Below are 15474 nucleotides of genomic sequence, written 5' to 3' on the forward strand. Positions count from 1 at the left end.
AGTTGCTTACTTAGCGCCTTCTTGCACTAAAACAGGCTCTGGATAAGCGTTCTTAAGCACACGTTGTCTATTCTTAACAACTGTTGGTGGTTCCACCTTAGGAGCCATCGGATGCATTAGCCAAGATTTCACCATATGGGTATCCGAAACCTTATACATTGGAGGCTCTTTCTCCATATCGATTTGCATAGCATAGGTGCTGCGAAGTGCGAAGGCATCACCCTTAGGCGGTTTGATCAAATCTGGAGGTGTACCAGGAATCGCGGTAAGCAAAGAACCTTTGCTCTCAAGACTTGGCATGGATGCAAGTAATCCCCAAGTGTAAGGATGTCTTGGATCGTAGAAGATCTCTTCTGCAGTTCCCATTTCAACAATTTGTCCGGCATACATTACCGCTACACGATCCGCCATTCTTGCTACAACACCAAGATCATGGGTGATAAAAATAATCGCCGTATCAATCTTCTTCTGTAATTCCTTCATCAGGTCAAGAATCTGTGCCTGAATGGTTACGTCGAGCGCTGTAGTTGGCTCATCCGCAATCAGAAGCTTTGGGTTTGCTGCAAGTGCCATTGCGATAACGACACGTTGACGCATACCGCCACTGAACTCATGTGGATATTGATTGAAGCGGCGCTCTGGTGAAGGAATACCTACTAGCGTAAGCAGCTCAATCCCACGTTTATTTGCAGCTTCTTTGGAGATTTTCTCATGTTTGTGCAGTACTTCAGTTATTTGTCTGCCGACCTTCATCATCGGGTTCAAGGAAGTCATCGGATCCTGAAAAATCATACCGATCTCTTTACCACGAATCTTCTGCATTTGCTTTTCAGTCTTACCGATCAAATCTTGTCCATCAAATAAAATTTGTCCACGTTTATATTCTCCTGGCGGCGTTGGAACTAGCTTCATTACCGCTTGTGAAGTTACACTTTTACCGGAACCGGATTCCCCAACAATCGCTAGAGTTTCACCTTTATCTACATGGAAGCTAACACCACGGATCGCTTGTACTTCTCCACCGTGTGTTTTGAATGATATCGCTAGATCTTTTACCTCTAAAAGGCGCTCCATCTTGTCACCCTCTCATTTCCTCGTCAATTATGATAATGATTCTCACCAAGTTGTAAGCAATAAGTATTATTTTATCTAGTTCTAAGGGTTCTAGTCAAGATTTTTCTGAAAAAGATATGGCCAGCAGCAGCCTTATGTACTAGTTCTGATTAATGCGAGCTCTATTCTTCACTAACAACCACAATATTGGCGGAAGCAGCAAAAGAACTAACAGTAGAGACCATCCGATATCTCCAAGGGATACCAAGTTGTCATTCAATAGTCGATAATACGCATAAAGAGAATAGGGAAGAACTACTAGTACTGCTGTAACTACCCCTGGTGCATATACCTTTAAATATATCGTCTGTCCTAGATGAGTAAATACATGTAAGAAAAATACCGCAAGCACTGCCAGGTACAATAAATAATTAGAAAAGAAAACTGCAATACAAGTTACCGTCACTATAAAAATATACACGAATAATACGTCCATTGCAAAATTACGTGTAGTCATTTGTAACATCGAATGATATGTCTTGCGCATAAACGAAGGAATTGCAGCCTCTAACTTGGTTCTATACTTTGCACCCCATGCTTCAATCGTTAATATTTCTTCAAAATCATGAAACATAAATAGGATCGGCAACAGCCACAGCAAACTTACGATATCTATATGTACACTTAGCCACTCAAGCATGTGAATCCTCTCCCTTCTCCTACTCAGCCTCCTTACCTTCTTATGTTGTGATCTTGCTGAAAATGTCCTAACCCATGAAACGGTCCCAACCTTCCAGCAGATTATCATGTGCCCACTGGAAATGGCCTTGGCTATCGTATTTACGCGAATAACACTCAATGAAATAAATTAAATCGATATATAAGTCGTAGAGCTTTTTGCGTGCACATTCATTAGGGCTATCAAAGCTGTCCCCATAACCTCTACAGAAATACTCAGAATTCTCAATATAGCGAAAATAATATTCCATAAGGTGATCGCCCCATAACGCCCGTTCCCAATCGATTAAAGCAACAATGCTTCCCTCTCGTACAAACACATTCCCATCCCATAGATCCCAGTGAACTAAACGTGGCTCAGTCACCACATCCATCACATGTATACGGCTGTTGATCTCCGCCTCAATCGTTTCTAAAGGAATGGGCATCTTTGCATCTAATCGCCGAGCATCATCAAGGAGGTTGCCAATTAAATTTTGAAAGGTTTCCCGCCAAGAAGTCCCCTTTATCTTCGAGGATACATTAAATAATCCAAAATGATCCCCTTGAATTTCATTAATAATCCGGCTATAACGACCTAATTCTTCCTCAATACAACTTCTTTGCTGCGGACTAAGCTCTTCCTTAATTTCATTATAGGGCTGGCCGATTATTTTCTCCATGAAAAAAAAGTCACTCGATATTAAATTTCTGCTGTTATCATAAGCGTATACCTCAGGCACAGGTACCGTTCCTTTAGACTTCATTAGCTGCATTGCCGCAACCTCTGTAGCCATGATATCGTGCTCGTAACTTAGCGTGTCTGTCTCATCAGATGGCGATATCTTAAGAATCGTAGCCCTGCCATCTGACAATAGGAGGTCATAAGCTGCGTTGAAATAACCTCCCGTCAATTCCGTACTTTGAATGATTTTCACATGGCTTCCAAAAGCAGCACCCACCAGGATGTCCTGCTGCTCAACCGTCAATTTTGTTTTAGTCTGACTTTCCAAGACTTCACCACCATACAGAGTTAAGTAAATGCAAAAATCCAACCTTTTAAAAGCCCAGGATTTATTGTATTAGATACAAGAAATATAAACAATCCTTCTCCATTGGAATGAAAATTGTTAAAATTAGAAATAACACGTATCATTAGCTGCTTTTCATGAAAGAGAGGAAACTATTATTATGATCATAAAACCTAGAACACGTGGCTTTATATGTACAACCGCACATCCGCAAGGCTGCGCTCGTCAAGTCGAGCGGCAAATTGAGTATATTAAGGCACAACCCGAGATCAAAGGACCACAGAAGGTGCTAGTCATTGGCGCATCCACAGGCTACGGCCTCGCCTCACGGATTACAGCCGCCTTTGGGGCTGGATCCAGCACAGTAGGCGTATATCGGCCGAGCAGCAGCAATGGAACCCGTACAGCCTCTGCTGGGTGGTACAATTCTGCAGCCTTCGAACAACTTGCGGAGTCTGCTGGCCTGCAATCCTACAGCGTTACCGGAGATGCATACTCCAAAGAGACCAAAGAAAAAACTATCCAGCTGATCCGCAGCGAATTAGGACAAGTCGATTTGGTCATCTACAGTGTTGCTTCTGGGCGCCGTACAGATCCGGAGACAGGTGAAGTATATAACTCTGTTCTCAAACCTATTGGCGACACCTTTACCAACAAAACTGTAAATTTTCACACCGGTGAGGTAAGTCAAATCTCCATTGAACCCGCGACCGATAAGGAAGTTCATGATACCGTACGGGTGATGGGCGGTGATGATTGGCAGCTATGGATAGAAGCACTCCAGCAAGCCGGAGTATTAGCAGATCACGCAACCACTATTGCTTATTCGTATATCGGATCAGAGCTTACTCAAGCGGTATATCGCCAGGGAACCATTGGACTTGCTAAAGACCATCTTGAAGCTACGGCGAGAACACTTAACGAAGCGTTATCTGTTACTCACGGTAGAGCTTATGTAGCGGTCACAAAAGGTCTTGTCACACAGTCCAGCTCGGCGATTCCTGTAGTGCCCCTCTATATTTCCGCCCTTTACAAAGTCATGAAAGAGCACAGTCTTCATGAAGGTTGTATTGAGCAGACCTATCGGTTGTTTGCTGAACATCTCTATGCAGCGAAAGGAACTCCTGTGGATGAAGAAGGTCGTATCCGTATAGATGATTGGGAATTGTCTCCGGCAGTCCAGCAAGAAGTTATCGAAATCTGGGACCAGCTTACTTCAGACAATATCTACGACCTAACGGATCTGCATAGCTATAAACAGGAATTCTTCCAGCTATTTGGCTTCGAGACTGAAGGTGTAGATTACGAAGCTGATACTGATCCAGACGTAACTGTTATAAATCTGCGTTAAAATTTATCGTGTTTTTGGATTATCTTCTGCCTGAGGATAAGGGTTGTTCGAGAGCATACATTTCCTCTTCCAGAGATATCATCTTTTGCTCAATCATTTTTCGTGCATCTGCCAACGCTTGATTGTAAATATAAGGCGAAAGTTCTTTGAGCATAAAATCGAGAAGGTTCTCGCTGGCTAATTGACCAATTTCGTTAGACAGCTCTGTATCAAAATATTCTTGAATACTGGCTGTAATCTGAAGCTTATGTTCTCTCGGTATTTTTAACGGCTGCATGGTAATCCTCCAATCTAATTAGATACAGGAAAATGACGTGCTTTCGCACGTCATTTTTTACACCTATAACCTTCATTCACTGCTGCCTTTGAAACGGTTCCAACCCTCAGTCAAGTTATCGTGCGTCCAACGGACATAACCTTCGTCTGCATATTTGCGTGAATAACATTCAATAGCAAGAATAAGATCAAGATAAAGATCATAAAGCTTCTTCCGCTGAATCTCGTTTGGACTGTCGTAGGTTGTTCCGTACCCCTTATAGAAACTGGCAGAATTCTCAAAATGCCTAAAATAATACTCCATCAGCACATCGCCCCACAGGGCTCTCTCCCAGTCAATCAGCGATACGATGACTCCATCCTTCACAAATACATTCCCATTCCATAAATCCCAATGCACCAGTCGTGGCTCGGTTACAGCATCTAATGCAGGGAGATACTTGGAAACCTCCTGCATAATCTCTTCATAGGACGCAGGGAGCTGTGCATTCAGCCTCTTGGCATCAGCAAGTACACTTTCCATCAGGCATGAAAAGGTCTCTCTCCACGAGGCTCTTGGCTCCTCTGAATCCGTTCCAAAAATGCCAAAACGTTCTCCGCGTATCTCATTGATTATGCAATTGTAACGCCCCAGCTCAGTTTCGATAGCCTCTCTCTCCGGAAGTGAAAGACTCTCCTTCACATCACTGTAGGGCTGGCCCTCCACCTTCTCCATAAAGAAATACGGAATAGGAATGAGCAGCAGACTTTCATCATAATGGTAGACGGCAGGCACGGGCACGACACCCTTATCTGCAACCATTCGGAGAGCTTCCACTTCAGTTCGCATAATGTTCTTCTCGTAACTTAACGTATCTGTCTCTACAGCAGGGGCAACCTTTAGAATGACAGATTTCCCAGTGCTAAGTTCCAAATCATAGGCTGTATTAAAAAAGCCTCCGGTAAGTTCTGAACTAAGGTTAACTGCAGTTTCTGAACCGAAAACCGCTTTCACCAAAATATCCAGCTGTTCATCATTTAATTTAACTTTCGTGAAGCTCTCCATTTCGTTTAAACCCACCACATTTCTGTCAGTGGCTCCTCAATCAATACTTGTTGAAGGTTACTTACAGCTTTGGAGAAACCTTCTTCAATAGACATCAGCCCATCTTCATGCTCGATACTAACCACATAGTCATACCCAACCAAACGAAGTGCACTAATAATGTCAGCCCAAGTCTTAAGATCATGTCCAAAACCGACAGAACGGAACTGCCAAGCACGGTCAAGCATCTTGGTATACGACTGCATATCAGTTAATCCGTGCATGTTGACATTCACAGGATCAATAACGGTATCCTTCGCATGGAAGTGATGGATTGCACCTTGGCGTCCCAAAATATGAATCGCTTGCACAGGATCAATTCCTTGCCACCACATGTGACTCGGATCAAGGTTCGCACCGATCACTTCACCTGCTGCTTCTCTCAGCCGCAGCAAAGTACCTGGTGTGTGTACAGAGAATCCGCCATGCAGCTCAAGACCTACCTTTACATCGTGCTGAGCGGCAAAGGCACCCCATTCTTTCCAATAAGGAATAACCTTGTTCTCCCATTGCCAGTCCAGAATTTCTTGATAATCATTTGGCCATGGAGCTACAGGCCAGTTCGGATATTTAGCACCCTCATGATCTCCAGGACATCCAGAGAAGGTATTCACAACCGGAACCCCTAGCTTCTGCGCCAATTTGACCGAGTTTACGAAATCCTCATGATCCTTTTGAGCAAGTTCTTTTTGCGGGTGCAATGGGTTACCGTGGCAGCTCAAAGCACTGATTGTAAGTCCGCGAGATTCCACAGCATGTTTGAATTCTTGTAAGGCTGTTTCATTCTCCAGCAGCATTTTAGGGTCGCAGTGGCTGTTGCCAGGATTGCCTCCCGTACCGATTTCTACCGCCTTTAGCCCTTTGGATACTACATAATCAAGAGCATCCTCCAGCTTACGACCTCCAAACAAGACCATAAATACTCCAAGTTTCATTGTAGGCCACCTCCTCTTGGAAATAGTTTACTTATTATTTACCGTAGATATCAAAATTCTTCACCACTTGATTACTCTCAGCAGCTTCAAAAATAACTTCAATCAAATTCTGTACCCGCATAACCTCAGCGTTCTTAACGATAGGTTCTGCAGTACCCTCAATGACAGCAGCGAAATTATCATAAAAGCTAGAGCTTAACTCCGACGGCTGAGGTAATTCCTCAGTGATCGTTGCCCCCTCCGATGGAGGTGCCATAGTTTTAGTTAGTCCTACACCTGCACGAATCGGCTTCGGTTCGATTTTTTCACCTGCGTTATTTCTTGTAACCAATCTTCCGGTTAATGACCAGTCTTCAATAATTCCAGTGCCTTCGATACCCTTCACATACCATCTTGGCAATGTAATAAAGTTAGTCGTCCCAACCTCTACGATCGCTTTAATTCCATTCTCAAATTGCAGAATAGCTTCAAAGCCGTCATCGACATCGTTTCCTAAAATAAAGCTTAGACTACTGCTCACACTGGTGATTTTGCTATCAATCATGAATAATAGCTGGTCCAATAAGTGAACGCCCCAATCCAGCAGCATCCCTCCGCCTTGTGCCTTAACATGACGCCAGTCTCCAGGAATTCCGTTCGCTCCATGCACGCGGGATTCGATCTGGAATAGGGATCCAATCGTCTCCTCATCGTACATTTTTTTGATGGTTAAAAAATCTTCATCCCAACGTCTGTTCTGATGCACCATAAACACACGTCCAGCTTCATCAGCGGCTGCCAGTATTTCTTGAAATTCAACCTTCGATAGAGTAACTGGCTTCTCACAAATGACATGTTTGCCAGCTTGTAATGCACGAATCGCAATTTCTTTGTGCACATCGTTCGGTGTGGCAATTAGAATAATTTCGACCGAAGAATCTGCCAATACTTCTTCATAACTTTGGTACGCCTTGTAGCCAGCGTCGTTGGAATTGGTACGACGTGCTTCAAGCACATCGTACGTTCCAACTACGATTAAGGTAGAGGTCTCTTTTATCAATCCTGCGTGATAACTTCCCATTCCTCCAAAACCAACAATGACTACAGAATGTCTGTTTGAACTCATGAACTTCACACCTGCTTCTCGTTTAGTTATCTGATGTTCCGTCAAAATACACAGCACGACCTGTACGGGAAGATTCGTAAATAGCCTCCAAAATTTGGGTAACGACAAGGGCTTGTTCAGGTTTAACTACTGGTTCTTTATCTTCCCTAACTGCCTCAAGCCACAAGCGAGCTTCACGATCGGATTCACTCTCTTGTCCTCCGTTAAAGAAAGCTACTCCCCCTGCGGACAAGTCAATTTTAGTCTCGTATAGACGGCCACCACGGTCACCATTTAAGCGTAACCCGTCCTTCATATCTGCGCCACCCTCTGTACCTGCGAGGAGCGTCTTCGCTTCTCCAAATTCCGATACATTAAGAGCCCAGCTTGATTCCAGTACAATTGTAGCACCATTTTCCATGGTAATAAATCCAAATGCTGAATCTTCTACTTTAAATTGTTCAGGGTCCCATGGACCAAAGGCATTTCCGCCGTTTTTACGGTTACCTAGCTTATGAAAAGTCGAGCCCATAACACTACGCGGTTTATAATTGTCCATCATCCATAATGTTAGATCAAGCGCATGCGTACCGATATCGATCAGTGGACCCCCACCTTGCTTTTCTTCATCCAGGAATACGCCCCATGTAGGAACCGCACGACGACGTACTGCGATCGCTTTTGCATAATAGATTTCACCAAGCTCACCGTTTTCGCAAACGTCTTTAAGGTATTCACTATCCGCACGATAACGGTTTTGATAAGCTACAGACAATTTCATGCCTGTACGTTTAGCAGCCTCTAACATTTCCTGTGCTTGAGCTGTAGTCTTCGCCATAGGCTTCTCACACATTACATGATTGCCAGCTTCCAATGCTGCGATTGTGATCACGGAGTGACTGTCATTCGGTGTACATACATGCACGATATCGAATCCTCCGGCTTTCAAAAGCTCTTGATAATCTGTATATACAGCCGCGCCTTCAGCACCATAGGTTTTTGCTGCTTCCTGTGCACGTTCTTCGACGATATCACAGAAGGCTACCATTTCAGCATCTGCTTGACGTGACAAACTTGGCATATGTTTTCCATTAGCAATTCCACCGCAACCGACAATAGCAATTCTCAACTTTTTAGACATGAACATTTCCCCCTTGATTAGCGTATGCTTTTACCCATTTCAAACTATCTTCTACACTTTCTAATGGTGAACGGCTGCAATAATCCTGCTCCACTACCGCCCACTCTACCTTTGCCTGTACAGCCGCATCAAGAATTGCTGTAAGGTTTACTTCTCCTTCGCCTAGAACAACCGTTTCTGGTGAACCATCCTCATGTTTCTTCAAATCTTTCAGATGGATGATCGGCAACCGGCCAGCGTATTTGTTGATATATTCTACGGCATCATAACCTGCGTGATGTACCCAGCATGTATCCATTTCAACTTGCAGCAAATCAGCTGGCACTTCTTCAAACAAACCGTCAAACGCTGTACGGTCACCATATCGATCAGTTAGCTCAAAGTCATGATTATGGTACAAAAGAACCGCTCCACGCGCCTTGCACTTTTCTCCAATGATCTTCAGATTCGCAGCAACTTCTTCATAGTTACGTTGTTCTTCTGACAGATACGGCACAATCAGATTATGATTTCCAATCTCTAGGTTGTACGCAATCTCTGCCTCTGTATCATTTAACAACGCGTCATAGGGACGGTGTGCGCCCAGCGCAACTAATCCTAGTTCATCAAGCAGTTGTTTGACTTCTGCTGCGCTACGGCCGAAGTAATGGAAAAACTCCACGCCTTTATAACCAAGGGCTGCCACTTTACGCAGTGTCCCTTCAAAATCCTGTTCCAGTTCTTCTCTGAGCGTATACAATTGCAGGCCTATCTTCAGCATTTTCGAATCACTCCAATTGGATTTAAAGTTAGCTTTCTGTAGTGATAATCACTTGAACAATAATGCTGTAACAGAATTGACTAATCTGATTCTCATCAGTTTCCTTAAACTGTCATTCTTGTAAGCACAGCTCATACCGACTGTTTCTAGCGTTGATGGTCGATTTCTTTCTTTATTGCTTAGCTACATAGTAATATGAAAGCGTATATATTAAAATGAAGAATATGATTAAAACATGAACAATCTGCTTATCATTTCAATACACCTAGGAGGACCTATGACTCATTCTGCTACCTGTCACGTATTATCAGCCGGATTTTCTTTTCATCGCAAGCCTTTTCATATGTCTCAAAGTCAAGGGAACCAGAACTTTCTTATACGTCTGCAAACGGAAGGAAGAAGCCGTGCATTGATCGATGGTGTGATGTCACCTGTGGAAAGCGGGGATATTATGTTATTCGCTCCAAATGATCCTTACTATTTGATCATAGATAAAGAAGAGTACCCTGTAGGCAAGCCACGAATTGAAAGCGGAGATTATCATATTTTTTGTGGGGGAACATGGATTGATGAATGGTGGCAACGTTCACAAAGACCCACTCGCCTAAGTGTGCCGCTTAGTGAGAATTTTCTTGGCTTGTTTCGCCAGTTAATTCTGGAGCACCGTCGACTTTCCGACTTCTCTCCAGAAATATCTGCCTGCTATCTGCAAATTCTATGTATGGAAATCGACCGGCTAATTACAGACCAGCCAGCAATTACTCCAAAAGGTTATTTGGCATACCGAATGAAGCAATATGTTGAGGAGCACGCAACCGTACCCTTTCTATTGGAGGATGTAGCAGGTTTTGTGGGTATATCCGTCTCGCGAGCCGTTCATTTATTTAAAGAAGCCTTTGGGACCAGTATTATTAAATATGTAAACGATGTCCGACTGGAAATGGCCAGAGAACGGATAACCTTCAGTCCCATGCCGCTGGAGCAAGTAGCAGAAACTTGTGGTTTTGCGAACTATACCTATTTTCACCGCGTCTTCCGAAGCCGTTTTGGTATGTCACCAAGAGAATATCGTGTGCACAGCAGAGAACAGGTGTAAATGAAGAAACATGAGAATGAAATTATTCTTTTACAGCCGAAATGATCAGGAACATCGGTCTACGCTCCTCATCCTTCATCCATGGATCATTACTCATTTCTTCTAAAGGCTTTGGTTCTTTAACCGCTTTAATAGTAAAGCCAGCTTCAATCAGGTCATTAAAGTAGGTGGAAATCGTGCGATGGTATTTAATCACATTTTCTGTTAAGAATTTAGTTTCACGAAGTCCTTCTGATTGATAATGATCTACGGGCCAATGCAGGCGGTTACCTTGTTCATCGGTATACCAGTCTTGCTCTTCCCGTGAAGTAAAGATTGGATGCTCCACTGAAAAAATAAAACTCCCACCAGGCTTAAGAAACGCATGGACTTTGCGGCAGATGGCTGTAAAAGATTCAATATAGTGGAAAGCCAATGAACTGAGGACCACATCAAATTGCTCGCTCGTAAAATCAATGTCCTCAATCGGCAGCTGGATATAAGTTATAGCAGGATCGTTCGTTTTTTCACGCGCCTGTTGCAGCATTTTTTCAGAGATATCCACACCTATAACTGAACTCGCCTGCTGCTCACGGGCATACAGGCAATGCCAGCCGAAGCCGCAGCCCAGATCAAGCACACTTTTATTATGTAAGTCTGGAAGAAGCGCCTTTAATACATGCCATTCACCTGCTGCTTCTAGTCCTCCAATAGAACGAGGGATTTGCTGGTAGGCTGAGAAGAAATTCGAATCGTCATATTTATTTTGTTTCATCATGGATACATCTCCTATATATTATTTCTTCAATTACTATACGCTGAGCAATGTTCTCTTATCAAATAGCCAATAAAAAAGGAGCATCATCTTGGAAGATCTGCCCCTTATATCTATTCTTATTCAATTGTTCCTGCTTGCTTGGTGTTAACCGTACATGCTGTGAAATGGCTCCATAATCACTATTCGATCTACGACTTTGTGCTGCGCACCAGGCTCCGGAGCGCTCTGCCTTACGCAAGGCTTTTTGTGTCTTGGTTCGTGCCATGTGACACCACTCTCCTATTCATGGGTGAATGATTATTGATCTAACATCTATAAGACAACTTCATTTTAACATATTCCAGACTATGAGCGAAGCAAGAATTCCGTTACACTTAGAGCAAAGCTAGTATTCTATCTTATCTAAATAGATGCGGAGGTTTAAAGGATGAATTACCAGGTTTTGTATGAAGGTGCTTTTGCTATGTTAAAGGTCCAACTAAATCCCGGTGAAAGCGTAAAGGCTGAAATGGGCGCAATGGTCGCGATGTCACCTAACGTAGAATTAAAAGGAACCGTGGATGGTGGTTTAATGCGCGGTCTCGGGAGAATGCTGAGCGGTGAGAAATTCTTCTTTCAAGAACTTAGAGCGACCCGTGGTCAAAGTGAGGTATTGCTGTCACCTGGCTCACTCGGCGATATTCAGGCGATAGAATTAGACGGATCGTATAAACTGTTAGTTCAAAAAGACGGATTTCTCGCCGGAACTGAAGGCATTCAAGTAAATACCAAAATGCAGAATTTAACCAGAGGGCTCTTCTCCGGTGAAGGCTTCTTCATTGTAGAAATCAGTGGCAGAGGAACGGTGTTCCTGTCTTCCTTCGGTGCTATCCATGCGATTAATTTAGGACCTGGTGAAGAAATGATTATCGATAACGGACACCTCGTAGCATGGCCAGATTATATGGACTATAAGGTAGAAAAGGCAGCCTCTGGCTGGCTAAACAGCATAACCAGTGGTGAAGCACTTGTGTGCCGCTTTCGTGGAGAAGGTGTAATTCTCGTTCAGAGCCGTAACCCTGGCAGCTTCGGAACGTGGATCAAATCCTTTGTACCTACTCGAAGCTAGACTTCCTAAAACGCAGTAATCAAAAAAGACACAGGCTTGGAGCCTGTGTCTTTAGGTTAGAAAGCGATCTTACGAGACTGCTTTATCTGCTTCTGCTTTTGCTTTTTTGCAGCCTGTACGTTTACATGTTCCATAAGTACCCTTGAAATCAAGGCGGTGATCCGTGACGTTAAAGCCATATTCACGTTCCACTCTTCTCTCCAGCTCCACAAGCCAGTCGTCCTTAATTTCCTCCAACCGACCGCATACGCTGCATATCAAATGATGATGCATATGCGAATGATCGTTCCCGCGCAAATCGTAACGGGCAACTCCGTCTCCGAAGTTCATCTTCTCTACAATGTGTAGCTCACATAAAAGCTCAAGTGTACGGTATACCGTTGCCAGGCCCAGATGTGGATAGCTGTTCTTAACAAGCATATATACTTCTTCTACGCTTAGATGATCCTTCTCATTGTCGAGCAGAACGTTCACTATAGCTTCACGCTGAGGCGTTAATTTATATTTTTGCGCCGCAAACAATTGACTGATATTTGATATTTGATCCATTTGGTCTCCTACCTTCCCGGAACGATTTAACATCCGTACCCTCTGAGACGCTCCTATTTATGCAGTTTGGACAAACCATAAATAGTAATCGTTACGATATAATCATAACAAAATTAACCACGAATGAAAAGAGCCTGACATCATTATATCATTTCATGCCACTTATCCAAAGTACTACACCCCAATCTGGCCCATATTTCTATTAAAATCTACTTTTTCGTGAAATAATACAGATTAGACCGCAACCTTTCCATAATTTACAACGTTAAAGGAGTGACAAAGGCTAAGGAGCCTATCCATACAACGAGGTGAAAAGACATGAACATGAAAAAAAGCACACTAGCAGCGATCACAACCGTAGCCATTTTCTCCTTTTCTTTGGGTGGTCAGATGTTTGCAGCTGGGAACACCTTTAAGGATATTGATAACATAAACGGCAAAGAAAAAATCATTTCTTTAAAAAATCAAGGGTTAATTAAAGGTGTCAGCGAATCTCAATTTCTCCCTGGCTCTAAGGTAACTACAGCCCAAGGGATTCAGTTTATCTCCGGCGGTCTCCAGCTTAGCCTCGCGGCCATTGATTTTAACAAAGCTCCTGTTGCCAGCGGCTTGTTCACAAAAGTAAAAGACAAAGCCTGGTACGCTGAAGCCTTTATCAATGCTTATTACAATGAAGTTAAGCTTCCTAAAGACATTGATCCTAACCTCATTATGACCAAAGAGCAATTCACTAACTATCTAGTGCAAGCGATCGAAGGCGTTGGCAATCTGCCGATGATCAATATCGTTCCAGTAGATATCGCTGATGAAGCTTCTCTGACTCCTGCGTATCAAGGCAGTATTCAGCGCTCCCTGAAATACAAGATCAATAGCCTGGATGCTAACGGAAAGTTTAATCCAAAAAGCGAACTCACCCGCGCCGAAGCAGCGATTATGCTCTACAACGCTTTGGAATTTCTGAAAACTGGAGTATAAGCCAAATTTCAGATACTCTTCTCATTTGAATAATCTACACATGAAAAAGCAGCTCCGGATGATTCCCGAGCCGCTTTTTCGTGTATATTGTCTTTCTACTCTTCTTCACCATTCAGTCTGTTCAGAAATTGCAGAGCCCGGGGATTCTTCGGATGCTCCAGCACTTCTTGCGGAGTCCCTTGCTCTAAGATATGACCACCATCCATCAAAATGATCCGGTCCGCTACATCGGCGGCAAATTTCATCTCGTGGGTCACAATCACCATAGTCATACCTTCTGCCGCTAATTGTTTGATAACCTTAAGCACTTCCCCTACCAGCTCAGGATCGAGCGCCGAAGTGGGCTCATCAAACAATAACACTTCTGGATCTACTGCCATAGCCCGGGCGATGGCCACTCTCTGCTGCTGTCCACCTGACAGCTGATGTGGATAGTTATCAGCTTTATCTGCCAAACCCACCTTAGCCAGCAGCTGAAGCCCCCGCTTGCGCGCTTCTTCCTTGGATCGTTTCAGGACAGTTACCTGTCCCTCCATCACATTGCCAAGCGCAGTCATATGCGGAAATAAATTATACGATTGAAAGACCATCCCTGTTTTCTGACGAAGGGCCAATACGGAATTCTGAGGAATTTTCTTATGATCTGTAAAATTGATGGTGATATCACTGAGCGACAGGCTGCCTTGATCCGGGATTTCCAACAGATTAAAACAGCGCAGCAGTGTAGTCTTCCCGGAGCCAGATGGCCCAATAATGACAAGTACCTTTCCATGCTCCATTTTCAGATCAATACCCTTTAACACTTGGAGTGCGCCGAAGGATTTATGCAAATTAATGATTTCAATCACAAGTATCTCTCCTTTAGGTCGCAGAGTAACGATCGAGTCGTTTCTCCAAGTAATTTTGCAGCGCCGACAGCACAGAACAGAACACTAAATAAAACAATCCTGCTTCGGAGTATACCAGCAGAGGCTCATAAGTGGTAGAGGCTACCTGCTGTGCGGTTCTAAACATCTCCGTATAGGTGATGATCGCTGCAAGCGAAGTATCTTTAACCAAGCTAATAAAGGAATTGGATAACGGCGGTACAGAAACGCGCGCAGCTTGTGGCAGAATTACGCGGCGCAGAGCCTGCCCACGAGTCATCCCGACTGAGAAGGCAGCTTCCCATTGGCCTTTATGTATCGACAGGATAGCAGCGCGTACGATTTCCGATGAATAAGCCCCTACGCTAAGAGTAAATCCAATGGTGGCGGCAATGAAGGGGTCGAGTACAATACCAACAGCCGGCAAACCATAAAATATAATAAATAGCTGCACTAACAATGGGGTTCCTCGAATAACCCACACATAAAAACGGGCGATTAGCTTCGGAATTACCCACGGTGAAAGACGTGCCAGCGCGGTTAGGATCGCCAAAATCAATCCAAGCACAAAGGAAAGTAGCGCCAACGGAATGGTAAAAGCCACCCCGGCTTTTAGCAGGGGTAGCAGTGTGTCTAAGAAAATTTGTATTTTGCGGTCATCCATTATTCAGACATCCTTTTTAGCTTCCAG

At 43.7% G+C, this 15474-nt stretch carries 18 protein-coding genes; 4 read left to right on the forward strand and 14 right to left on the reverse strand.

What is annotated here, in order from left to right:
• Positions 1-6: 6 nt before the first annotated feature.
• The 3 genes from NST45_RS14415 to NST45_RS14425 form a co-directional block, all read right to left on the reverse strand.
• On the reverse strand, positions 7-1074 hold the full coding sequence (locus NST45_RS14415; RefSeq protein ID WP_036686331.1) for an ABC transporter ATP-binding protein: 1068 nt from the start codon (positions 1072-1074) through the stop codon (positions 7-9).
• Positions 1075-1213: 139 nt separating this feature from the next.
• Positions 1214-1753, reverse strand: coding sequence for an HXXEE domain-containing protein (locus NST45_RS14420; RefSeq protein ID WP_076101698.1), 540 nt, complete (start codon positions 1751-1753; stop codon positions 1214-1216).
• A gap of 67 nt (positions 1754-1820) precedes the next feature.
• On the reverse strand, positions 1821-2783 hold the full coding sequence (locus NST45_RS14425; protein ID WP_052096993.1) for an aminoglycoside phosphotransferase family protein: 963 nt from the start codon (positions 2781-2783) through the stop codon (positions 1821-1823).
• Positions 2784-2961: 178 nt separating this feature from the next.
• Here NST45_RS14425 and fabV point away from each other — a divergent pair, with 178 nt between their 5' ends.
• On the forward strand, positions 2962-4152 hold the full coding sequence (gene fabV, locus NST45_RS14430; protein ID WP_076213036.1) for an enoyl-ACP reductase FabV: 1191 nt from the start codon (positions 2962-2964) through the stop codon (positions 4150-4152).
• 19 nt (positions 4153-4171) lie between these two features.
• Here fabV and NST45_RS14435 read toward each other — a convergent pair whose 3' ends face one another.
• From NST45_RS14435 to NST45_RS14460, 6 genes are all read right to left on the reverse strand, one after another.
• Positions 4172-4429 (reverse strand): DUF2164 domain-containing protein, encoded by a 258-nt coding sequence (locus NST45_RS14435; protein WP_076101696.1) that lies wholly within the window; start codon positions 4427-4429, stop codon positions 4172-4174.
• A 72-nt stretch (positions 4430-4501) separates the two neighbouring features.
• Complete coding sequence (locus NST45_RS14440) at positions 4502-5491, reverse strand: aminoglycoside phosphotransferase family protein (protein ID WP_249267716.1); 990 nt, start codon at positions 5489-5491, stop codon at positions 4502-4504.
• A complete protein-coding gene (locus NST45_RS14445; protein WP_076101695.1) occupies positions 5479-6447 on the reverse strand; it encodes a sugar phosphate isomerase/epimerase in 969 nt (322 codons plus the stop codon). The genes NST45_RS14440 and NST45_RS14445 overlap by 13 nt, the downstream gene beginning before the upstream one ends.
• 34 nt (positions 6448-6481) lie before the next feature.
• Positions 6482-7552 carry a Gfo/Idh/MocA family oxidoreductase gene (locus NST45_RS14450; protein WP_038570443.1) on the reverse strand — a complete coding sequence of 357 codons (1071 nt, stop codon included), beginning with the start codon at positions 7550-7552 and terminating at the stop codon, positions 6482-6484.
• A gap of 22 nt (positions 7553-7574) precedes the next feature.
• Positions 7575-8672 (reverse strand): Gfo/Idh/MocA family oxidoreductase, encoded by a 1098-nt coding sequence (locus NST45_RS14455; RefSeq protein WP_036686323.1) that lies wholly within the window; start codon positions 8670-8672, stop codon positions 7575-7577.
• Positions 8665-9432: a sugar phosphate isomerase/epimerase gene (locus NST45_RS14460; RefSeq protein ID WP_036686321.1), complete on the reverse strand. Its 768-nt coding sequence runs from the start codon at positions 9430-9432 to the stop codon at positions 8665-8667. The genes NST45_RS14455 and NST45_RS14460 overlap by 8 nt, the downstream gene beginning before the upstream one ends.
• A 277-nt stretch (positions 9433-9709) precedes the next feature.
• Here NST45_RS14460 and NST45_RS14465 point away from each other — a divergent pair, with 277 nt between their 5' ends.
• Positions 9710-10528, forward strand: coding sequence for an AraC family transcriptional regulator (locus tag NST45_RS14465; RefSeq protein WP_036686319.1), 819 nt, complete (start codon positions 9710-9712; stop codon positions 10526-10528).
• A gap of 22 nt (positions 10529-10550) precedes the next feature.
• On the opposite strand, the gene NST45_RS14470 is transcribed toward NST45_RS14465, so the two are convergent.
• Complete coding sequence (locus NST45_RS14470) at positions 10551-11282, reverse strand: class I SAM-dependent methyltransferase (protein WP_339826167.1); 732 nt, start codon at positions 11280-11282, stop codon at positions 10551-10553.
• 61 nt (positions 11283-11343) lie between these two features.
• Positions 11344-11550, reverse strand: coding sequence for a hypothetical protein (locus NST45_RS14475; RefSeq protein ID WP_036686317.1), 207 nt, complete (start codon positions 11548-11550; stop codon positions 11344-11346).
• Between the two features lie 162 nt (positions 11551-11712).
• On the opposite strand from NST45_RS14475, the gene NST45_RS14480 reads away from it, so the two are divergent.
• Positions 11713-12393, forward strand: coding sequence for a TIGR00266 family protein (locus NST45_RS14480; protein WP_036686316.1), 681 nt, complete (start codon positions 11713-11715; stop codon positions 12391-12393).
• 69 nt (positions 12394-12462) lie between these two features.
• Here the strand turns inward: NST45_RS14480 and NST45_RS14485 are convergent, their stop codons facing one another.
• Positions 12463-12942 carry a transcriptional repressor gene (locus NST45_RS14485; protein WP_036686314.1) on the reverse strand — a complete coding sequence of 160 codons (480 nt, stop codon included), beginning with the start codon at positions 12940-12942 and terminating at the stop codon, positions 12463-12465.
• A 318-nt stretch (positions 12943-13260) separates the two neighbouring features.
• Between NST45_RS14485 and NST45_RS14490 the strand changes: the two genes are divergently transcribed.
• Positions 13261-13917 carry an S-layer homology domain-containing protein gene (locus NST45_RS14490; RefSeq protein ID WP_038570438.1) on the forward strand — a complete coding sequence of 219 codons (657 nt, stop codon included), beginning with the start codon at positions 13261-13263 and terminating at the stop codon, positions 13915-13917.
• A gap of 95 nt (positions 13918-14012) precedes the next feature.
• Here the strand turns inward: NST45_RS14490 and NST45_RS14495 are convergent, their stop codons facing one another.
• Positions 14013-14765: an amino acid ABC transporter ATP-binding protein gene (locus NST45_RS14495; protein WP_036686311.1), complete on the reverse strand. Its 753-nt coding sequence runs from the start codon at positions 14763-14765 to the stop codon at positions 14013-14015.
• Positions 14766-14778: 13 nt separating this feature from the next.
• Positions 14779-15447 (reverse strand): amino acid ABC transporter permease, encoded by a 669-nt coding sequence (locus NST45_RS14500; protein ID WP_036686309.1) that lies wholly within the window; start codon positions 15445-15447, stop codon positions 14779-14781.
• Positions 15448-15474: the final 27 nt, after the last annotated feature.

Origin of the sequence: Paenibacillus sp. FSL R7-0163 (assembly GCF_037969975.1) — a bacterium.
GTDB classification, from domain to species: Bacteria; Bacillota; Bacilli; order Paenibacillales; family Paenibacillaceae; genus Paenibacillus_AQ; species Paenibacillus_AQ odorifer.